This window comes from Streptomyces sp. NPDC055506 (assembly GCF_053643595.1).
This window is the reverse complement of record NZ_JBSHKH010000093.1, coordinates 1-18726: the sequence shown is the minus strand read 5'-3', so window position 1 is coordinate 18726 and position 18726 is coordinate 1. Positions and strand designations below refer to the sequence as shown.

The window sequence follows — 18726 nt, the reverse complement described above, 5'->3', positions numbered from 1 at the left end:
TGACGGAGCCGGGATCATGACGCCATGTTCCGGCACGACCTCCCCGCGCCCGAGTGGTTCACGGCCGACGACTCCGTGCTCGGCGTGGCCCTCGTGTTTCCCCTGCGGGGGCCGGCCGGGATCTTCGGGCCGACGTGCGAGCTGTGCGCGCGGCTGGCCGCCGAGGAGGTCAACCGGGGCGGCGGCGTGCTCGGCAGGGAGCTGCGGCTGGTGCCGGTCGACGGCTCGGGCCCGCCGCACGAGGTCGCAGGCCGGGTCGAGGCGCTGGTGGACCTGGGCGTCGTGCAGGGCGTCACGGGCTGGCACATCTCCTCGGTGCGCCAGGCGCTGGCGCCGAGGATCGCGCACCGCGTCCCGTACGTGTACACGGCGCTGTACGAGGGCGGGGAGGACACCGCCGGTGTGTTCCTGACGAGCGAGACCCCGCGCGATCAACTACGGCCCGCGATGGACCTGCTGGCGCACGAGCGCGGGGTGCGGCGGTGGTTCGTCGTCGGGAATGACTATGTGTGGCCCCGGCGTACGGCGCGGGCAGCCCGGGCATACGCCCGCGCCGCCGGCCGGTGTGTGGTGGGCGAGGCCTATCTCCCGCTCGGCACCGACGACTTCGAGCCGGTGCTGCGCCGCGTCGAGCGCGCCGACGCCGACGGGGTGCTGATGCTGCTCGTCGGCAGCGACGCGGTGCGCTTCAACCGGGCGTTCGCGGCGCACGGCCTGCACGCGCGCTGTCTGCGGCTGAGCACGCTGATGGACGAGAACATGCTGATGGCGAGCGGCCCGGCGGCCACCGAGGACCTCTACAGCACGGCCGGCTTCTTCGCCTCGCTGGCCAACCGCGACACCCTCGACTTCCACGGGCGGTACGCGGACCGTTACGGCGTCGAGGCACCCGCCCTCGGCAGCCTCGGCGAATCCTGCTACGAGGGCGTGCTGTTGCTGGCCGCGCTGCTGAGGAAGGCCGGGACGCTGGATGTGTCGTCGGTCGGGGCGGCTGCGGGCACGGTGTCGTACGCGGGCCCGCGCGGGGTGCTGCGTCTGAGGGGCAGTCATGTGCGCCAGCGCATCTATCTGGCCCGTGCCGACGGTCTCGACTTCGACGTGCTCACGGAGCTGGATGTCCGTCCCTGAAGGGGCTGTCCGCCCGGCGGCGCCGTACGAGCGCCTCTCTGCGGCGGTCGAGGAACGCCCGCTCCGCCGGGTTCTCCGCGAGCGCGATGGCCGCCTCGTACGCCGCTACGGCCTCGGTGTCGCGGCCCAGGCGGCGCAGCAGGTCGGCGCGGACGGCGTGCAGGACGTGGTAGCCGGCGAGGTCGAGGGCGTCCACCAGGGCGAGGGCAGGCCCGGGGCCCTCGGTCTCGGCGACGGCGACGGCCCGGTTCAGGGCCACGACCGGGCTCGGGGCGAGGACCATGAGCTGGTCGTACAGCTGTCGGATCTGGTCCCAGTCGGTGGTGTCGCCGGTCGGCGCGTCACTGTGCACGGCCTGGATGGCGGCCTGAATCTGGTAGGGCCCGGGCCGGTCGCGGCGCAGGCAGCGGCGGACGAGTGTCTGCCCCTCGGTGATCAGGTCAGTGTCCCAGCGGTCCCGGTCCTGCTCGGGCAGCGGCACCAGTTCGCCCCGGTCGTCCTCGCGAGCGTCGCGGCGCGCCTCGACCAGGAGCATCAGCGCGAGCAGGCCCGTCGCCTCGGGCTCGTCCGGCATGAGCGCGGCCAGAAGGCGGCCGAGCCGCAGGGCTTCGGCGCACAGGCCGGGCGAGCCCTCGTACCCCTGGTTGAAGATCAGGTAGACGACGGCCAGGACCCCGCTGAGCCGGTCGGGCAGGTCGGCGTCGCGGGGCACCCGGTACGGGATCCCGGCGTCGCGGATCTTCGCCTTCGCCCGGACCAGCCGCTGCGCCATCGTCGGCTCCGGCACCAGGAAGGCGCGGGCGATCTGCGCGGTGGTGAGCCCGCCGAGCAGCCGCAGGGTCAGGGCGACCCGCGCCTGGAGGGAGAGCGCGGGGTGGCAGCAGGTGAAGATCAGGCGGAGCCGGTCGTCGCGCACGGGGCCCTCCTCGGGCGGTGCGTCGAAGTCGTGCAGCAGGGCGGCCTCGGCGTGCCGGGCCTGTCGGGACGACTCGCGGCGCAACCGGTCGATGGCCCGGTTCCGGGCCGTGGTGATGATCCACCCGGCCGGGCTGGGCGGGACGCCGGTCTCCGGCCAGCGCCGCACTGCCGTGGTGAAAGCGTCCTGGACCGCTTCCTCGGCGAGGTCGATGTCGCCGAGGAAGCGGACCAGGACGGCGACCGCGCGGCCGTACTCGGCGCGGAAGACCGCCTCGACGTCCACGCCCATCAGCCGGCGTCCCCCATGAAGGGGCGCACCTCGATCGGCAGGATGGTGGCCACGGCCGCCTTGCGCCCCCACTCCAGGGCGGCGTCCAGGTCGGGCGCCCTGACGAGGCAGATGCCGCCGAGCATCTCCTTGCCCTCGGCGTACGGCCCGTCGGTGATCAGGACGTCGCCGTCACGGGGGCGCAGCACGGTGGCGGACTCCAGGCCGTGCAGTCCTCCTGCGAACACCCAGGCGCCCGCCTCGCGCAGCTCCTGGTGGAAGGCGTCGAGGTTCTCGCCGATCTCCGCGAGGACCTCGGGGGCGGGCGGATCGCCGACCGGCTGCATCACACTGAGCAGGTAGTACTTCATGACGGCCTCCATGGCGCGGGGCTATGCGAGTGTCGGGGTCTCCTTGCACCTCCTACACGAACGACACACCCCCGGATCGACACCCCGCGCGGCGCGACCGGGAGAATTTCTCCCATGACCACCACACCCCACCCCCTCGTCACCTGCGCACAGCGACTGGCGCACGATCTCCTCGTCCCGCAAGCCGAGCGCGTCGACCAGGAGGGTGTGCCGGCGAGCCATATCGCGGCCGTGAAGCGGTCGGGGCTGCTCGGCGTGGGCGCGCCGGAGGAGTACGGCGGGGCGGGCGCCCCCGTCGGCGTGGCGCGGGAGACCGCGGAGATCCTGGCCGGGGCGTGCTGCTCCACATGGTTCGTGCAGACACAGCACCACACTCCGGTGAAGCTGATCGCCACATATGACTCGCCCGTCCGCGAGAAGTTCCTGCGTCCGCTGGCGACCGGCGAGGTGATGGCCGGTATCGCGTTCGCCCATGTCCGTGCCTTCCCTCGTGTCCCGGTGCGGGCGGCGCCCGAGCGGGGCGGCTGGCGGTTCGAGGGAACGGTGCCCTGGTTCACGGGCTGGGGACTGAACGATGTGATGCTGCTGGCCGGTGTGACGGACGCGGCCGAGGTGGTGTTCGTCCTCACCGAGGCCCGCGCGCAGCCGGGTCTCTCTCCGTCGGCGCCGATGCGGCTCGCGGCCCTCACCGCCGCGCGTACGGTCTCTCTGGAACTGGACGGCCTGTGGGTGCCGGACGAGGCCGTCGTGCTGCGTGTGCCGCAGCAGGAGTTCGCCCTGGTCGACCTGCCCAGGGCCGCCAACGCCAGTCCGGCCGTCTTCGGAGTGGCGTACGCGGCGCTGGACCTGGTGGCTGATGCCCCGGACGGCCAGGAGACGGCCCGCTCGCTGCGGGCCCGGCTCGACGAGGTCCGGCGGGAGGCCTACACACTGGCCGACCACCCGGTCCCCCACGAGTGCGTCCCGGAACGCCTGGCCGTCAAGACACGCGCGTACGACCTCATGCGCGCGGCCACGACCGCGGCGGTCGTGGCCGGGGGCGGCCGGTCCATGGCCCTGGACAGCCGGGCGCAGCGGCTGGCCCGCGAGGGGATGTTCCTGCTGGTGCAGGGCCAGACGGCCGAGGCACGCCGGACGCACCTCGGGTCACTGGCGTCCGGCTAGCCGAGCTGCGGCAGGAGCGGCTTGTCGGTCGGGCTTCCGGTCGGGCTTCCTGTCGGGGACGGGGCCTTGTCGCAGAACTCCGCTTCGATCACATCGACGTAGAGCGATCCGTTCTGGAGCCAGTCACCGTTGATGTTGAACGTCAGCTGGTGCCTGCCGTCCCGTGTGCCCACCATCGCGGACAGGGAGCCGTTGGTACGGCCGGACTTGCCCACCACCTTCACACCGCAGGACAGCTCCGCGAACTCGACCCCGAGCCCGAACCCCAGCCCCTCCCCCGACGGAACCTCGTCGAGCATCTCCTTCATCTGGGCAGGTGGCAGCAACTCGCCCTTCATCAGGGCTCGTTGGAAGCGGTTGAGGTCGCCGCTGGTGGAGATGACGTCGCCGGCCGCGCCCAGCCAGGTCATGTTCTGTTCGGTGGCGTCATGGATCTCGGCGTCCGGCGCCTCCTCGTGGAGCCGGGAGTAGGCGACGGGGTGCGGCTTCGGCATCTTCGGTGACGTCCCGGGGAAGGACGTCCCGCGCAGCTTCAGCGGCCGGATGAGGCGCCGGGTGATCTCCTGCTCGTACGAGCGGCCCGTCGCCTTCTCGATGACCATCCCGGCGATGACGAAGTTGGTGTTCGAGTACACCGGCGCCGTCTCCGGGTCGGGCAGCGGCGGGTACTTCAGCGCGATCGCCACGAGTTCCTCGGGCGTGTGCGTGTCGTACCGGTGGTCCGGGAAGCCGGGACCGGCGGCGCCGTGGTTGAACGCGGGGTCGTCGGTGTAGTTGGCGATGCCGCTGGTGTGGTTGAGGAGCCGGCGCAGGGTGATCCCGTTTCCGTCGTAGCCGTTGCCCCGCACGAGGCCGGGCAGCCACGATTCGACGGTGTCGTCCAGGCTCAGTCTTCCTTCTGCCTCCAGCTGGAGCAGGACGGTCGCGACGAACGTCTTGGTGATGCTGGCGCCGCGGAAGTGGTCGGCGGGCGAACGCTCGCGGCCGGTGCCGGTGTCCGAGTGACCGGACACGGCCGACCACCTCTCCTTGCCGTCACGGACCTCGGCCGCCACGCCGGGGAGCCCGCCCTTCTCGACCAGATTCCGCAGTGCGGTTCGGGTCGCCTCGTGGCCGGGCCCGGATGGTGCCGCCTGTGCGGACGGGGCGAGGGCCGCCGCTCCGGCGGACAATGCCACGGCCAGAGCCAATGAGACGGTGCGTGCGGCCCGCTGCTTCATGCGTGTATGCCTCCTGGTCACCGAGGGGCAAGGCCTGCCCCTCGGTGCGGATGACGCCGAAGTCGGGCTCCAGGGTTGATCTTTGGAGAGTCGGAGACGTCAACCGACCACGGTCAGCAGCGGGGTGCGGCCGAGCGCCGCGGAGAACTGATCCACCACCTGGGTGAGTGCCTCGGCGGCGGCCGGCGCGACGGTCAGGGTGCCGTCGTCCCGCACGGTGAGGTCCTTGTCGAGGGTGAACCAGCCCTGCACGGTGTGGGCCGCGCCCATGGAGGTGAGCACCGGGCGCAGCGCGTAGTCGATGGCCAGGACATGGGCGATGCTGCCACCCGTGGCGAGCGGCAGCACGGTCTTGCCGGTGAGGGCGTACTGCGGGAGCAGGTCCAGCAGGGCCTTGAGGACACCGGAGTAGGAGGCCTTGTAGACGGGGGTGCCGACGACGACACCGTCGGCACGCGCGAACAGTTCGGTGGCCTCGACGATCGCGGGGTGCCGGAAGTCCGCGCCGAGCAGGGCCTCGGCGGGGATGGTGCGGACGTCGAGCGGGATGACGTCATGGCCCTGGGCGGCCAGCCGCTCGTCCAGGTGGCGCAGCAGTCGGCTGGTGCGGGAGGAGGCGGAGGGGCTGCCGGAGACGGACAGGACGGTGGCCATGGATTCTCTTTCCGGGGAGAAGGCGCGACTGCGCGCGGCAGAGCCGTTTGGGAGGACGCCATGACCAGTCGCGTCCTGCCGTCCCGCGGTGTTCGAAGGACGTGACGGAGCGACAATTCAGGCGTGCGGGGAAGCTGCGAGCGGGAACGCTCAGGCTGCTGCGCGACAGGAAGCGCTGGATACGCGTGCGAGGTCGACGTGGCGTCGCCGCGTGAGATCCAGTCGCATGGTCATGCCATGGATCGTCGCAGCGGGGGACGAGGACCGTCAAGGAACGCGCGGCTCATCTCGTATCCCGGACCCCGGATTCCGGCCGGATTCAGGCCTCGTCGTCCGACGGAACCACCACGAGGAAGGCGTCCGACTCCAGGTCCATCACGACGGTGGCGGGCTCGCCCTCGGCGCGGCAGCGTGCCGCGTACTCCTCCGCCGGCCACGATCCGCGCGGGGCTCCCGCCGGGAACCGCTCCAACACCTTCGCGCTGATCGCCGTAGACATGTCCGCTGCCCTCCGCTGTCCCGCGCCGCCCGCCGGGCGACGTCGATCGGTCACTGCCGTATCCCTCCGGTTGCCCGCGATCCGCCCGGACATGTACCGCCCGGTAGGAGCCCACACCCCCGCACATCCCCTACACATAAAGGAAAAATAAGAGCAGAATGTGCTTACGCGGCGCTTACCGCATACCCCACCAGACGCGGTCGCCCTGTAAGACGAAGGAGACGAGTCATGGCCAACGTCTCGCCCACCAGAGGTGACATCACCAGCCACCCTGATGCCTCCGAGATGCGGGATCGGTACGCCCGCATGCTCGGTGGACGCGATGTGGCGCTCGTGGACGGACCGGTGTTCCTGCTGGGTCTGTACTGCGCGGCCTCCCCGTGGATAGTCCATTACACGACCAGCCAGCCGCCACTCGTGACCCACAACCTGATCATGGGGATCGCGATCGGTCTGCTGGCGCTCGGGTTCACTCGTGCTCCGGAGCGTATGTACGGGCTGAGCTGGGCCATGTGCGCCCTCGGGGTGTGGATGATCATCTCGCCGTGGATCGTCGGCGAGAGCCCGGACGCCGGGGTCGTGTGGAACAACATCATCATCGGTACACTGGCCGTGATCCTTGGCCTGGTGTGCGCCGGCACGGCGGCGAAGGCCTCCCCGAGGCCGTAGCCCCCGCCGGAAGGGAAACGAAGGCCGGTCCGCGCTCCCGGACCGGCCCTTTCGCGTCCGCACCCGCGACGCGAGGGGCCCGCGGCGCGGGACCCGGAGTGTCCCGGCCGCCAGCGGGCAGACGCATTGCAGCGGGGGTCCTGAGGAGAAGGGGCGGAGATGGAAGTCGACGGCATCATCAGCGCCATCGTGATCGGCATCGTCATCGGCGTCCTGGGCCGGCTCGTGGTCCCGGGCCGTCAGCGCATCGGAATTCTGTGGACGATCGTCGTCGGCATCATCGCCGCGCTGATCGGCTCCGCGCTGGCCGGCGCGTTCGGTGTGGCCGACACCAAGGGTGTCGACTGGGTCGAATGGCTCATCCAGATCGGTCTCGCCGCGCTCGGCGTCGCCGCGCTGGACCGTTCGAAGGCAGGCCGCTGACGGCGTAGCGAACGATGGCGTATCGACAGTACGTGCGCGACACCAGAAGTCACGCCAGGAGTCACCTGGCCTCCGGTGTGCCGCGGCCCGACGGCCCGGCACGCCGGAGCCGGACCCAGCCGGTACTCCCCCGGCCTCAACGGCCCGCCGACCGCATCGCGGCGAGCCCCTCGCCGCTGGACGCGTAGCGCGGAGTCCAGCCCAGTTCGCGTTCCGCCTTGGCGCAGGACACCCGCAGCCGCGAGGCCATCACGGTGTGCGCGTACGACATGGGCTTCATCAGCCACAGCGGCACGGTCATCGGCTTCGGCAGTCCGAACGTCTCGGCCACGCTCTCGATGTGGGCACGGAAGCCGAGCGGCGTCCGGTCCGCGATGTTGTACGCCTGCCCCGGCCGGCCGCGCTCCACGGCGGCGGCCACCGCGCGGGCGGCGTCGGTGAGCTCCACCCACGGCAGCACCCGGCCGTGGTCGCCGGGCATCGGCAACTGCCGTCGGCGCAGCAGCGGCAGCAGGGTGTCGGTGCCGCCGGGGCCGTAGAACAGGCCGAAGCGGAGCGCGACGCCCTCCAGTGCCTCCGACTCGAAGGTGAGCCGCTCCTTGGTCCGCATGGCGGCGATGTGCTGCTCCAGCGGCGGCGTCCTGCCGAGCGGGCCGAAGGGGTCGTCCTCGGTGAGCGGGCGGTCGCCGTGATCCCCGTAGCCGTAGCCGAAGACGATCGACTCCGCGACGAAGCGGCGGGCACCGGTGACGCGGGCGGCCTCGACGAGGTGGGCCGTGCCCTGGGTGCGCAGCGCGTCGGTGGCGTCCATGTCGCGGTCGCGCATCGGGGGCTTGCGCAGGGCGGTCGCGGCGTGGATCACGGTGTCGAAGTGGTGTCCGTCGACGGCGTGCAGCAGCGCGTCGCGGTCCATGAGGTCGGCGCGGATGCCGTTGTCCCGGCTCCGGCCGAGTCCGGTGACCTTGTGGCCCGCCTCGGTGAGCGCGTGGGTGATGTGCCGGCCGAGGACACCGCTCGCGCCGGCGAGGAGGATGCTCTGGTGCTTCTGGTTCGTCGTCATGACCATGCGACGGACCGGACGGGTGCGGATGTGACATCCGAGGGCGCCCGGGCGGCGCGATATCCGGTGGGGCCGTACGCCCCGCCCGCCGTACAGTCCTGTTGATCACTTCGTCACGAGGAAGGGCCCGGCACCATGGTCGTGAAGGACACGGAACTGCCTCACCTGCGCCGCTGCGTGGAGCTCGCGGCGGAGGCACTGGACGCCGGGGACGAACCGTTCGGTTCGGTGCTGGTGGGGAGGGACGGCACGGTGCTCGCCGAGGACCGCAACCGCGTGGCCTCGGGCGACCGCACCCGGCATCCCGAGTTCGAGCTGGCCCGCTGGTCGGCCGCCCACCTCACGCCCGAGGAGCGGGCGGCGGCCACGGTCTACACCTCCGGCGAGCACTGCCCGATGTGCGCGGCGGCGCACGCCTGGGTCGGTCTGGGACGCATCGCCTACGTCGCCTCGTCCGAGCAACTCGTGTCCTGGCTGGGCGAGTTGGGTGTCCCCGCGCCGCCGGTGCGGACACTCCCCGTCCACGAGGTGGCACCCGGTGTGATCGTGGACGGTCCGGTGCCCGAACTGACGGAACGGATCCGGGATTTGCACGTGCGGTTCCATCGCGGGCGCGGCTGATCCACCCCTGGATTCCCCGGCCCGCCCGAGATGCAGGGCCGCATACGCGAATCTACGATCGAATTCAACTGGAGTCTCCCGGGCGTCACTGGCATCGATCACCTCAACGGGACCCTGACCCGGCTGTCCGAGCGCTTCCCGCTGCGGCTGAAGGGCTGAACGGCCATGACGACGCACAACGACGACGTGGACTGGGATCGCTGGCCGGTCGCGGACTACCTCGCGGAGAACTACCGCGAGGTGCATCCTTCGGACGCGGCGATCATCAGGCACCACAGCGCCTTCTACCGGCGCTTCCCGCCCGGCGGCATCGACCGCTCGGTGGAGTTCGGGGCGGGCCCCAACCTCTATCCGCTGATCCTCGCGTCCGCCGCGTGCCGCAGAATCGACGCCGTGGAGGCGGGGGCGAGCAGCGTCGCCTATCTCCAGGAGCAGATCTGTCACCGCCTCGACGCGAGCTGGCTCCCCTTCCACGCGCTGTGCCGGGAGCTCAACCCCGACGTGCCGGCGACCCTGGCCGGGGCACTGGCTGGGGTGAACGTCGTCCACGCCGACGTCCGGACCCTGCCGCCCGGCTTCTACGGACTCGCCTCCATGCACTTCGTCGCCGAGGGCGCCACGGAGGACTTCGCCGAGTTCGCCGACTTCTGCCGCACCTTCGTCCGCACGGTCACGCCCGGCGGTCACCTGGTCGCCGCCTTCATGGAGAACCTGCCGACCTACCGCATCGGCCCGGCGTCCCGCTGGCCGGGCTGCCCGGTGAACCCGACGACGGTCACCGAGGTCTTCACCCCTCTGACCCGCGACCTGGACGTCACCCACATCGACACCGACCGCACCCTCCCTGACCACGGCGACTCCGGGGTGGTGCTGCTCACGGGGGTGGCGGAGCCGCTCTGACGACACGAGTCCGCCGACCGCCGACGCCCGCATGGGCCCTCGACTGCGCATACTGGGCACCGCCGCCTGCGACATCTGCCCGTCCGGCGACCCGATATGCCGCCGTCGGCGCCCTGGCGACGCCGATGCGCCCGACCACCCGCCGGACCGCGGCCACCAGCACGGGTCCGGCGAACCCGGGGCGTCGCCGCTCCGCTCCGGGCCCGGAGCATTGTCGCGTGCCACCGCCCAGGCGACGCCGCGGGCACCGCCCAGTCCGGCGACGCCGCGGGCACCGCCCAGTCCGGCGACGCCGCGGGCACCGCACAGCCCCGGCCCCACCGCATACCTCCGTCCGCGGGAACCGCGAACGCTGCGCGGCTTCCCACACGAGAGCGCCACGACGTGCCACCACTCGGCAACGCCACCCGGATGCCCCGGCTCCCGGGCCCGGACAGTCCGGTGTCGCCTGTCACCGGACTGTCCGGGCCGCGAGGGCTCCGCCGTTTCCGGGCACGGGAGTGGAGTCGCGTATCAGCGCGCCGAGAGACCGCCGGGGCTCCGCCGCGTCAGCGGCGCTGCGAGCCGTCCGGCGCCGGGCGGAATCGGCGGCGCAGCACCACTCCCCCGAGCACCAGCGCCGCGCTCGCCGCGACGGCCGGCAGGGTGTGGTCCGAGCCTGTGTGGGCGAGGGCCCCCGTGGCCTGCGGCGCGGAGTGCGGGGCAGGGGCGGGGGCGGGGTGCGCCCGGGGCGGGACGGACGGCTTCGGGGCCGCCGGCTTCGGTGGGTGGTGGGGGCGGACCGGCCGGCCTCCGGGGGTGTTCGCGGACTCGTTGCCGGTCGCCGCGTTGCCGATGCCGACCACGTTCACGCTGTTGCCGGTGACGTTGACCGGGACATCGACCGGCAGCTGTACGCCGTTGCCGGAGACCACGCCCGGCGAATCCTTTCCGCTGCTCTCGGCGACCGCACCGCCGGGCTTGCCCGGCCGGCCCGCCCGCCCGTCGCCCTTGTTCGCGCAGCTGTTGCCCGTGGCGGGGTTCAGGATCCCCACCACGTTCACCGTGTTCCCGCACACGTTCACCGGGACATGCACCGGCAGCTGAACGGTGTTGCCGGAGACCACCCCGGGCGAACCGGCCGCCGATCCGTCCGCCGCGGAGTCCGCGTACGCGGGTACGGCCATGGCCATCGCGCCCGAGGCGGCGGCGACGGCGATCACACCGTTTCGGGTAACCCGTCTCATAGGTTCCCTGCCTTCCAGACATCGTCGCGGGCACTCACCCGCACGGGATAGAACGCGGGGCGCACGATCCGAGTTATGGCTTATCGGCCTTTCACTCCATCGAGCGGCCCGGTTGTCGAACTAGCGGTAAAGCCCTTCGTATGCGGCACGGAGCAGCGCACTCCGGGGCACTTCGAGCCGCCGCACCCGCCCGGAGGCGGCACATCCGGGGCCCGCTTATGGTGAGCGAGGGCGCCGGTTCCCGGTCCGCTGTGGGGCGCCCCTGGAGGCATTGATGCTGGCCAAGCTGTCCACGCACCTCTCGATCCGGCACTGCGCGGTCACCGGCGTTGCCGGTCTGGCCCTGCTGGGCGCGGGCCTGCCGGCGGCCGACGACCCCCCGCCCGGTCTGGCGCGCTTCTACGACCAGAAGGTCAAGTGGTCGGCGTGCGAGGGCATGGACATGCCCAAGGACCTGCAGTGCGGCAAGGTCACCGTCCCGCTCGACTACGCCAGGCCCGAGAAGGGCACTCTCGATCTCGCCGTGGCCCGCTACCGGGCCACGGGCAAGTCCCGGGGCTCGGTGCTGCTGAACTTCGGTGGCCCGGGCGTCCCGGGCGTGGCCCAACTCGCCCTCGGCGGCAAACACTTCATGGGCCTGACGAACGGCTACGACGTCGTCGGCTTCGACCCTCGCGGCGTCGGCCGCTCCGCACCGGTGAGCTGCGGAAACGCCGCCAGCGGCGCACTGGACGCGACAGACGGGAACGCCGAGGTCGCCGATCCGCAGGCCGTGCTCGAGAAGCTGCGCGCGGCGGCGGCCGAGTGCACCGAGCACTCGGGACCCGTTCTGCGCCACATGGGCACGGTGAACGCCGCCCGCGACCTGGACGTCATGCGCGACGCGCTCGGCGACGACAAGCTCAACTACCTGGGCTTCTCGTACGGCAGCCGGCTCGGGGCGGTGTACTCGGCCCGGTTCCCCGAGAAGGTCGGCAGGGTGGCGCTGGACGGCGTGGACACGCTGACCGAGCCGCTGTCCGAGCAGGGCATGGCGAGCGCCCGGGGACTGCAGACCGCGCTGGAGAACTTCCTGACCTGGTGCACGGAGGACATCGCCTGCCCGTTCGGGCAGGATCCGCGAAAGGCCAGGGAACACGTCGTACAGGTGGTCCGGTCGCTCGACGAGGACCCGGTGCCGACGGACTTCGGCGAGGCGTTCTCCGGCCAGGACTTCGCGGGCGCGCTCAGTCAGGGCCTCTACAGCAGGGAGCTGTGGCCCTTGCTGCAGCGGGCGATAGCCCAGCTGCTCGAGGAGGGCGACACGCGCGGCCTGGAGGCCTTCGCGTCCGGAGGCGTCACGCTCCCGCCGCTGCGGGGCAAGCACCGCGGGCTCGTCGACCCGGATGACGTACCTCTGGACAACCTGCCGGCGGCGCTGATGGCGATCAATTGCGCGGACGATCCCGACCGCCCCGCCGCCGCGCAGGTCACCAAGGACCTCGGCCGGCTGCGCGCCCGCTACGAGCAGGCGTCACCGGTCTTCGGCCGGAACCGGCTCACCCAGGTGCTGCTGTGCTACGGCCGCCCCAAGGGCACCGACTTCATCCGTGACGAGGTCAAGGACGTCGACACGCCGAGGATGCTGCTCGTCGGAACCCGGGGCGACCCCGCCACGCCGTACCGCTGGACGGTGGAGACGGCCGAGCGGCTCGGCTCGTCGGCCGTGGTGCTCGACAACCGCGGCGAGGGCCACACCGGCTACGGGTCCTCCAAGTGCGTGCACGCCAAGGTCGACGCCTTCCTGCTGTACGGCACCCTCCCGCCGGACGGCAGCTCCTGCGGCTCCGACCACGACACCGAGTGACTCGCCGCTCCCCACTCGAACCGGCGAACCGATTGCCCCAAATGCCTCAATCGCGAATCGGCTCTATCGTGCTGTCATGGAGCACGTTCTGAGTCCCGCGACCCTTGCCGAGCTGCGGCGCCCGCGCCCTTACCCCGCGGTCTCCGTGCTGACGCCGACCCACCGGCGCGAGCCCTACAACGCCCAGGACCAGGTCCGGCTGCGCAATGTCGTGGCCGAGGCCAAGAGGCAACTGGAGGTCGATCCCGCCGTCACCCGGGAACGCCGGGCCGAGGTCGGCCGGCACCTCGACCGGGCCCTGTCCGAGGTCGATCTCACGCACGCCGAGGACGGCCTGGTGATCTTCGCGGCCCCCGGTGAGCACCAGGTGTGGTCGCTCTCCCGGTCCGTGCCCGAACGCGTGGTGCTCTCGGACACCTTCCTCACCCGGAACCTGGTCTCCGCCCAGACGGCCGGGCGGCCGTTCTGGGTGCTGTCGCTCGCAGCGGACCGCGTCACGCTGTGGAACGGCGGTGCCGACCGGGTCGTCGAGGCGCGCCTCGGGGGCTTCCCGCTGACCAGGCGCGTGGAGAACTTCGACCCGGAACGGCTGCAGCGGATCGGTGACACGCCGAGCGCCTTCCGGGAGGAACGCACCCGCCAGTTTCTCCGCGAGGCCGACACCGCGATGAACGCCGTCCTGCGCGACCACCCGCGACGGCTGTACGTCACCGGTGAGCCGGCCGCCCTCTCGCTGATCGACGAGGCCGGCACCACCGCCAGGGGCGCTGTGCACGTTCCGCACGGCGGCCTCGCCCACGGGAACCCCGACACCGTGTGGCAGGCCATGCGGCCGGTGATCGAGGCGGAGGCCCGCCGGAGCACGGACGCCGTGAGCCGCGCCCTCGAAACGGCCCGCGGGCGGCGGGAGTTCGCCGCCGGAGTCGACGAGCTGTGGCAGAGCGCCCGGGACGGCCGCGTCCGGCTGCTGGCCGTCGAGGAGAACTACCGCGTGACGGTCCGCGACGCCGGGGATCATCTGATCCTCACCGAGAGCGGTGACCTCGACTCCCGCGAGGACATCGTGGACGAGATCGTCGAGCAGTGCCTGGAGACGGGCGCCGACGTCCGCTTCGTTCCGGACGGCGCGCTCGGTGAGGCGGACGGCATCGCCGGGGTGCTGCGGTACTGAAGAGCTCGAACACAGGGCCGTCGAACACGCGCGGCACCGAGGTGCGAGGTTACCCATGGGTCGCCAAATACCCTGTGTAACCTACGACTTGGGCTTTCGAACGACACACTTCACGCCTACCCCGGAGTAACTCCGCGAGACTGTGGCATATGCCAGAAGCACCACCGTATCGTGTGTTGCCGAATCCCTTACAGGGCGTCGCGGGCTGTGCGACAGTCGTAACGGTCCCTCCGTCCGCCCTGGTCGTACCGTCCCCGCATCGGAGTGCGTCATGCCGTCCCACCTCTCCGCGGACCGCCCAGCCGCCCAGCCGCCCGGACGCGGCTCGGTCGACGCGCTGATATCGCAGACGCGGCGTCTCAAGGGCGACATGGACGCGGTGCGGCGCGACGCCGAGGGGGACGGATCGGACCACCCGCGGGGTCGCTGGCAGCGCGCCCTGTACGACCTGGCCCTGCACCAGCTCAACGACCTCGACGAGCATCTGGCCCAGCTGCGGGACGGCCCGCCGCCCGCGGCGGCCCCCCTGGAACCCGACATGCCCCCACAGGGCTCGCTGCTCAGCCGGGTCGGCAGCGCCGAATGGAACCTGCTGACGGACGAGGCCAGTTGGTCCGGGGAGCTCTACCAGATCCTGGGCCGCGACCCCGACGCCCCGCCGCTCACCCTCGACGAGATGCCGTCCCTGGTCCTCGACGAGGACCGGCCGAAGCTGACGGCGATGGTCACGAACTGCCTCGTCGACGCCCGGCCCATCGACGGCGAGTTCCGCATCGCACGCCGGGACGGTGACGTCCGGACCGTGCACATGATGGGCGAACCGGTGCTCGGCACTGACGGCAGCACCGCCTCGATGTGGGCCGTGCTGCGGGACGTCAGCGAACTGCGCCGCAGCCAGCGGGTGGTCAGCGAGACCCGTGACTCGCTCCACCAAGGGCATGCCGCGCGGACCGAACACCGGCTCGCGGTCGAGTTGCAGGAGGCCGTGCTCCCGCCGTGGCGCGGCTCCCTGCGGCTCCCGCACCGGAGCCCGGGGACCCTCGACCTCGCCGCCCACCACCTGCCGGCGTCCACGAACACGCTGATCGGCGGCGACTGGTACGACGCGCTCGAACTGACCGACGGCGAAACGCTCCTGAGCGTCGGCGACCTCACCGGACACGGAGTCGGTGTCGCCTCGGACATGACCATGCTGCTCGGCGCCGTACGCGGCATGGCGATGGCCGGCGCCCCGCCGGGACAACTGATGGCCTGGCTGAACCAGTTACTCGACGCCACCGTGCAACCCGCCCTCGGCAGCGCCGTCTGCTGCCGCTACCGGCCCGGGACCCGCACCCTGGTGTGGGCGCAGGCCGGGCACCCCGCCCCGCTGCTGTTCCGCGACGGGACGGGGCGCGTACTGGACACACCGGACGGCGTCCTGCTCGGCGCCACCTCGGGCGCCGTCTACGGACAGGCCGAGGAGACCCTCGAGGTGGGCGACCTGCTGCTCCTGCACACCGACGGGCTGGTACCCGGGCACACCGGAGCGGCGGCCGTGAACCTCCTCCTCGATCTGGCCCCGCGACTGACCGGGAACCGCACCGCGGAGGACTGCATAACGACGGTCGTCCAGGAATTCGGCGAGAGCGCGCGCGAGGACAACGCCTGTGTGCTCGTCGCCAAGGTCACGGCATAGGAAGCTCAGGCCCGCGCGCTGTTGCCGCCCCTGCCCTTCGTCTTCGGCAGGGCGAGCTTGATCTCCTCCCGCAGCTCCTGGATCCTCGGATATCCGGCGTACTCGGCGGTGAGCCGGTACATCTCGCGCAGCCGGTCCCAGGTGCGGTGGGAGGAGTTCGATCCCATGGACACCAGGGCCAACCGCGCGTACCGGTCCGCCTGTTCGGGGTCGTCCGCGATGAAGCAGGCCGACGCCATCGACAGATAGTCGAAGATCTTCGACCGCTGCCGGCCGTCGATCCGCAGGGCCAGCGCCTTCTCCGCGTAGTGCTGGGCATGCGCGGACGCACCCGGCTCGAACTCGGCGAGCGTGCGGTAGGCAAGGGCCTGCATGCCGTAGAGGTCCTCCTCCTTGAAGGTCTGCATCCAGTCCGGCGGTGGTACGTCGGCCTTGTCGGAGACGAACAGGTCCTCCGCCTGCCCGAGTGTGCGGCGCATGGCCTGGCCCTTGCCCATGGCGGCCTGTGCCCAGGCCTCGATGGTGCAGAGCATCGCCCGGGTGCGGGGCAGCACGTCGTCGCCCGAGCCGGAGGTGGCGAGCCTCATCAGGTCCAGGGCCTCGTCCGGCTTGCCCAGATGGACCATCTGGCGGGCCGCACGGGAGAGCGCCTCGCCCGCGCGGGGCCGGTCCCCGCCCTCCCGGGCCGCGTGCGCGGCGATGACGAAGTACTTCTGGGCCGTGGGTTCCAGGCCGACGTCGTGCGACATCCAGCCCGCGAGGACGGCCAGGTTGGCGGCGACGCCCCACAGGCGCCGCTGGAGATGGGGTGGGTGGCGGTAGGCGAGCATGCCGCCCACCTCGTTGAGCTGGCCCACCACGGCCTTGCGCTGGAGCCCGCCGCCGCGGGCGGCGTCCCAGGCGCGGAACACCTCGACCGAGCGCTCCAGTTCCTCGATCTCCTGCGACCCGATGGGGGCGGCCTCGTAACGGTCGAACCCAGCGGGGTCGGCGTGCAGGGACGGATCGAGGTCGGGAGCGTCGACAGCCAGGGCAGGGTCGGTGTGCAGCCAGTCGTACATGGCGCTGCTGAGTGCGGATCCCGCGGCGAGCGCGGCGCCCGCGCCCACCAAGCCGCGTCGGTTGAGCATGAGGTCCATTCCCGTGAATTCGGTGAGGACCGCGGCGGTCCGCTCGGGCGCCCACGGCACGCCGTCGGGAGGCTCCGCGCTCCCGCCGCCCTGCCGTTTCCCCGCACGCCCGTGCCGGACCAGACCGAGGTCCTCGATGGTCACGACACGGCCGAGACGCTCGGTGAACAGAACCGCCAGCACCCGCGGCACCGGATCGCGCGGGATCTCTCCCGTGTCGATCCAACGCCGCACCCGGGAGGTGTCGGTCGAGAGCTGGGGGTGGCCCATGGCCGCCGCCTGCCGGTTGACCAGCCTCGCGAGTTCGCCCTTCGACCAGCCGGCCAGGCCGAACAGGTCCGAGAGACGGGTGTTGGGTTGTCCGCTCACATCAAGCCCCCAGGTACTCGGCTGAGTTGACAGTAGCCCGGGGAGACTTGCCGGGCGACTATTCGCCAGGGTTCGCCAGGGTTCGCCAGATGGTGTGCCACCGGGCATCCGGTGTCAGGTAGGAACGCGCCACCCCGACCCGGTCGCCGCAGGGACATTCCCCAGGATGCACCCGGGGGTCCGGGCCGGGTGGTGCGCTGTCGTCGCAGGCACACGAAGGGATCTGTCTCGCCCATGTACGCAGCATCGTCCTCCGTGTCCGCACCGCCCCGGTCGCTGCACCCGCGTCCCGCGGACAGTGGCCCCTACCTCGCCCCCGCGCGGCCGGCGGCCCCCGTGCTCGGTGCGGGCAGGGCACGGCGCGGCGCGGTTCTCGGAACCCAACCGCTCAGCGGAAGACTCGACTTGTCCGGCCCTCAGGGCGCGCAGCTGCGCACCGCCATCGCGTCGGTGCACCGCATCTGCCCGGAGTTCGCCCCGGTGCAGGTGCTGCGCCGCAACGGCCGGTCGGTACTCCTGGTCGGTACGACCGGTCGCAACACGGCTGTCGCCAAGTGTTTACTGGACCACTCCCCCGCCTGGTCCGAGCGGATCCACCACGAGATAGCGGCGTACCGCTCGTTCGTCCGGCACCGCCCTCCCGTGCGGGTGCCGAGACTGATCGCGGCGGACCCGGACAACTGCACACTGGTGATCGAGCGGATGCCCGGGCGGGTGGCGGCGCTCCAGCGGCATCCGGCCGAGGCTCCGCCACGGGCGGACATCAGAGCCGCGCTGGGCGCGATCTGCCGGCTGAACGCCTGGCGGCCGCCGGCGGGCACGTTCGACGCCCCGCTCGACTACGCGGCACGGATCTCGCGGTACCACGAGCTGGGCCTGCTCACCGACCGGGACCTGGGCGATCTGCAGAAGCTGCTGCACGGCATCGCGCAGGCGGCCGGGCGGCAGGGAATGGGCCAGTTCTGCCACGGCGACGCACTGCTGTCGAACATCCTCCTGTCACCAGCCGGTCCAGTGCTGGTGGACTGGGAGCACGCGGGGTGGTACCTGCCGGGCTACGACCTGGCGACGCTGTGGTCGGTGCTAGGGGACGCACCGGTGGCCCGTCGCCAGATCAGTCAGATCGCCCAGTCGGCGGGCCCTGCGTCCAGGGACGCCTTCCTGGTGAACCTGATGCTGGTGCTGACCCGTGAGATCCGTACGTACGAAACGGCCGTGCAGCGTTCGATGCACGACGCGGCCCCGGCGGCACCGGGCCCTGCCCACCCTGGTGCTGCGCCGTCCGGCGAGGAGCAGCGCCTGCTGCTGCGGCGGCTGCACGACGACTGCCAGCTGGCCCGGCGGGCCGTGCGCGCGGCGGTCGGTACTCGCTGACGGGGGGCGAAGGCCCGCGGTGCGCTGTGGACAGGGG

At 71.8% G+C, this 18726-nt stretch carries 19 protein-coding genes; 10 read left to right on the top strand and 9 right to left on the bottom strand.

Annotation, left to right across the window (positions count from 1 at the left end):
• Positions 1-24 precede the first annotated feature (24 nt).
• Positions 25-1128: a substrate-binding domain-containing protein gene (locus tag ACWIF2_RS28575; protein WP_454363677.1), complete on the top strand. Its 1104-nt coding sequence runs from the start codon at positions 25-27 to the stop codon at positions 1126-1128.
• Here ACWIF2_RS28575 and ACWIF2_RS28570 read toward each other — a convergent pair.
• Positions 1103-2335, bottom strand: a complete 1233-nt coding sequence (locus ACWIF2_RS28570) for an RNA polymerase sigma factor (protein WP_454363676.1) — start codon at positions 2333-2335, stop codon at positions 1103-1105. The two genes, ACWIF2_RS28575 and ACWIF2_RS28570, sit on opposite strands and share 26 nt — an antisense overlap.
• Positions 2335-2685: a YciI family protein gene (locus tag ACWIF2_RS28565; protein ID WP_454363675.1), complete on the bottom strand. Its 351-nt coding sequence runs from the start codon at positions 2683-2685 to the stop codon at positions 2335-2337. The genes ACWIF2_RS28570 and ACWIF2_RS28565 overlap by 1 nt, the downstream gene beginning before the upstream one ends.
• Before the next feature lie 114 nt (positions 2686-2799).
• Between ACWIF2_RS28565 and ACWIF2_RS28560 the strand changes: the two genes are divergently transcribed.
• A complete protein-coding gene (locus tag ACWIF2_RS28560; protein ID WP_454363674.1) occupies positions 2800-3849 on the top strand; it encodes an acyl-CoA dehydrogenase family protein in 1050 nt (349 codons plus the stop codon).
• Here ACWIF2_RS28560 and ACWIF2_RS28555 read toward each other — a convergent pair.
• From ACWIF2_RS28555 to ACWIF2_RS28540, 4 genes are all read right to left on the bottom strand, one after another.
• Complete coding sequence (locus tag ACWIF2_RS28555; RefSeq protein ID WP_454363673.1) at positions 3846-5069, bottom strand: serine hydrolase domain-containing protein; 1224 nt, start codon at positions 5067-5069, stop codon at positions 3846-3848. The two genes, ACWIF2_RS28560 and ACWIF2_RS28555, sit on opposite strands and share 4 nt — an antisense overlap.
• A 99-nt stretch (positions 5070-5168) precedes the next feature.
• Positions 5169-5723, bottom strand: a complete 555-nt coding sequence (ssuE, locus tag ACWIF2_RS28550; protein ID WP_454363672.1) for an NADPH-dependent FMN reductase — start codon at positions 5721-5723, stop codon at positions 5169-5171.
• Positions 5724-5873: 150 nt separating this feature from the next.
• Positions 5874-5951 carry a putative leader peptide gene (locus ACWIF2_RS28545; RefSeq protein ID WP_351405193.1) on the bottom strand — a complete coding sequence of 26 codons (78 nt, stop codon included), beginning with the start codon at positions 5949-5951 and terminating at the stop codon, positions 5874-5876.
• A 91-nt stretch (positions 5952-6042) separates the two neighbouring features.
• The gene (locus ACWIF2_RS28540; protein WP_454363671.1) at positions 6043-6222 is read right to left on the bottom strand and encodes a hypothetical protein; all 180 of its coding nucleotides are present in this window, start codon (positions 6220-6222) and stop codon (positions 6043-6045) included.
• Between the two features lie 228 nt (positions 6223-6450).
• Here ACWIF2_RS28540 and ACWIF2_RS28535 point away from each other — a divergent pair, with 228 nt between their 5' ends.
• Both ACWIF2_RS28535 and ACWIF2_RS28530 read left to right on the top strand, forming a co-directional pair.
• Positions 6451-6891: an SPW repeat protein gene (locus tag ACWIF2_RS28535; protein ID WP_454363670.1), complete on the top strand. Its 441-nt coding sequence runs from the start codon at positions 6451-6453 to the stop codon at positions 6889-6891.
• Between the two features lie 159 nt (positions 6892-7050).
• Positions 7051-7314, top strand: coding sequence for a GlsB/YeaQ/YmgE family stress response membrane protein (locus ACWIF2_RS28530; protein ID WP_184595905.1), 264 nt, complete (start codon positions 7051-7053; stop codon positions 7312-7314).
• A gap of 136 nt (positions 7315-7450) precedes the next feature.
• On the opposite strand, the gene ACWIF2_RS28525 is transcribed toward ACWIF2_RS28530, so the two are convergent.
• A complete protein-coding gene (locus tag ACWIF2_RS28525) occupies positions 7451-8374 on the bottom strand; it encodes an NAD-dependent epimerase/dehydratase family protein (protein ID WP_454363669.1) in 924 nt (307 codons plus the stop codon).
• A gap of 135 nt (positions 8375-8509) precedes the next feature.
• On the opposite strand from ACWIF2_RS28525, the gene ACWIF2_RS28520 reads away from it, so the two are divergent.
• Together ACWIF2_RS28520 and ACWIF2_RS28515 are read left to right on the top strand one after the other, a co-directional pair.
• Positions 8510-8995 (top strand): nucleoside deaminase, encoded by a 486-nt coding sequence (locus ACWIF2_RS28520; protein ID WP_454363668.1) that lies wholly within the window; start codon positions 8510-8512, stop codon positions 8993-8995.
• Positions 8996-9160: 165 nt separating this feature from the next.
• Positions 9161-9895 (top strand): class I SAM-dependent methyltransferase, encoded by a 735-nt coding sequence (locus ACWIF2_RS28515; protein WP_454363667.1) that lies wholly within the window; start codon positions 9161-9163, stop codon positions 9893-9895.
• Positions 9896-10443: 548 nt separating this feature from the next.
• On the opposite strand, the gene ACWIF2_RS28510 is transcribed toward ACWIF2_RS28515, so the two are convergent.
• Positions 10444-11121: a chaplin gene (locus tag ACWIF2_RS28510; RefSeq protein ID WP_454363666.1), complete on the bottom strand. Its 678-nt coding sequence runs from the start codon at positions 11119-11121 to the stop codon at positions 10444-10446.
• A gap of 274 nt (positions 11122-11395) precedes the next feature.
• Here ACWIF2_RS28510 and ACWIF2_RS28505 point away from each other — a divergent pair, with 274 nt between their 5' ends.
• From ACWIF2_RS28505 to ACWIF2_RS28495, 3 genes are all read left to right on the top strand, one after another.
• Entirely contained in the window at positions 11396-12967 is a 1572-nt protein-coding gene (locus ACWIF2_RS28505; protein WP_454363665.1) for an alpha/beta hydrolase, read from the top strand.
• Between the two features lie 76 nt (positions 12968-13043).
• Positions 13044-14138, top strand: coding sequence for a baeRF3 domain-containing protein (locus ACWIF2_RS28500; protein WP_454363664.1), 1095 nt, complete (start codon positions 13044-13046; stop codon positions 14136-14138).
• Positions 14139-14409: 271 nt separating this feature from the next.
• On the top strand, positions 14410-15816 hold the full coding sequence (locus ACWIF2_RS28495; RefSeq protein ID WP_454363663.1) for a PP2C family protein-serine/threonine phosphatase: 1407 nt from the start codon (positions 14410-14412) through the stop codon (positions 15814-15816).
• Between the two features lie 5 nt (positions 15817-15821).
• Here the strand turns inward: ACWIF2_RS28495 and ACWIF2_RS28490 are convergent, their stop codons facing one another.
• The gene (locus tag ACWIF2_RS28490) at positions 15822-17315 is read right to left on the bottom strand and encodes a DNA-binding protein NsdB (RefSeq protein WP_454363662.1); all 1494 of its coding nucleotides are present in this window, start codon (positions 17313-17315) and stop codon (positions 15822-15824) included.
• Positions 17316-17549: 234 nt separating this feature from the next.
• Between ACWIF2_RS28490 and ACWIF2_RS28485 the strand changes: the two genes are divergently transcribed.
• On the top strand, positions 17550-18689 hold the full coding sequence (locus ACWIF2_RS28485) for an aminoglycoside phosphotransferase family protein (protein ID WP_399014674.1): 1140 nt from the start codon (positions 17550-17552) through the stop codon (positions 18687-18689).
• Positions 18690-18726 lie beyond the last annotated feature (37 nt).

Excerpts from the sequence above, each read along its gene's own strand:
- ACWIF2_RS28505 (WP_454363665.1), top strand. The coding sequence starts at position 11,396 with ATGCTGGCCAAGCTGTCCACGCACCTCTCGATCCGGCACTGCGCGGTC.
- ssuE (WP_454363672.1), bottom strand. The coding sequence starts at position 5,723 with ATGGCCACCGTCCTGTCCGTCTCCGGCAGCCCCTCCGCCTCCTCCCGC.
- ACWIF2_RS28565 (WP_454363675.1), bottom strand. The coding sequence starts at position 2,685 with ATGAAGTACTACCTGCTCAGTGTGATGCAGCCGGTCGGCGATCCGCCC.
- ACWIF2_RS28515 (WP_454363667.1), top strand. The coding sequence starts at position 9,161 with ATGACGACGCACAACGACGACGTGGACTGGGATCGCTGGCCGGTCGCG.
- ACWIF2_RS28485 (WP_399014674.1), top strand. The coding sequence starts at position 17,550 with ATGTACGCAGCATCGTCCTCCGTGTCCGCACCGCCCCGGTCGCTGCAC.
- ACWIF2_RS28535 (WP_454363670.1), top strand. The coding sequence starts at position 6,451 with ATGGCCAACGTCTCGCCCACCAGAGGTGACATCACCAGCCACCCTGAT.
- ACWIF2_RS28520 (WP_454363668.1), top strand. The coding sequence starts at position 8,510 with ATGGTCGTGAAGGACACGGAACTGCCTCACCTGCGCCGCTGCGTGGAG.
- ACWIF2_RS28510 (WP_454363666.1), bottom strand. The coding sequence starts at position 11,121 with ATGAGACGGGTTACCCGAAACGGTGTGATCGCCGTCGCCGCCGCCTCG.
- ACWIF2_RS28540 (WP_454363671.1), bottom strand. The coding sequence starts at position 6,222 with ATGTCTACGGCGATCAGCGCGAAGGTGTTGGAGCGGTTCCCGGCGGGA.
- ACWIF2_RS28575 (WP_454363677.1), top strand. The coding sequence starts at position 25 with ATGTTCCGGCACGACCTCCCCGCGCCCGAGTGGTTCACGGCCGACGAC.
- ACWIF2_RS28555 (WP_454363673.1), bottom strand. The coding sequence starts at position 5,069 with ATGAAGCAGCGGGCCGCACGCACCGTCTCATTGGCTCTGGCCGTGGCA.
- ACWIF2_RS28570 (WP_454363676.1), bottom strand. The coding sequence starts at position 2,335 with ATGGGCGTGGACGTCGAGGCGGTCTTCCGCGCCGAGTACGGCCGCGCG.
- ACWIF2_RS28500 (WP_454363664.1), top strand. The coding sequence starts at position 13,044 with ATGGAGCACGTTCTGAGTCCCGCGACCCTTGCCGAGCTGCGGCGCCCG.
- ACWIF2_RS28545 (WP_351405193.1), bottom strand. The coding sequence starts at position 5,951 with ATGCGACTGGATCTCACGCGGCGACGCCACGTCGACCTCGCACGCGTA.
- ACWIF2_RS28560 (WP_454363674.1), top strand. The coding sequence starts at position 2,800 with ATGACCACCACACCCCACCCCCTCGTCACCTGCGCACAGCGACTGGCG.
- ACWIF2_RS28495 (WP_454363663.1), top strand. The coding sequence starts at position 14,410 with ATGCCGTCCCACCTCTCCGCGGACCGCCCAGCCGCCCAGCCGCCCGGA.
- ACWIF2_RS28525 (WP_454363669.1), bottom strand. The coding sequence starts at position 8,374 with ATGACGACGAACCAGAAGCACCAGAGCATCCTCCTCGCCGGCGCGAGC.
- ACWIF2_RS28530 (WP_184595905.1), top strand. The coding sequence starts at position 7,051 with ATGGAAGTCGACGGCATCATCAGCGCCATCGTGATCGGCATCGTCATC.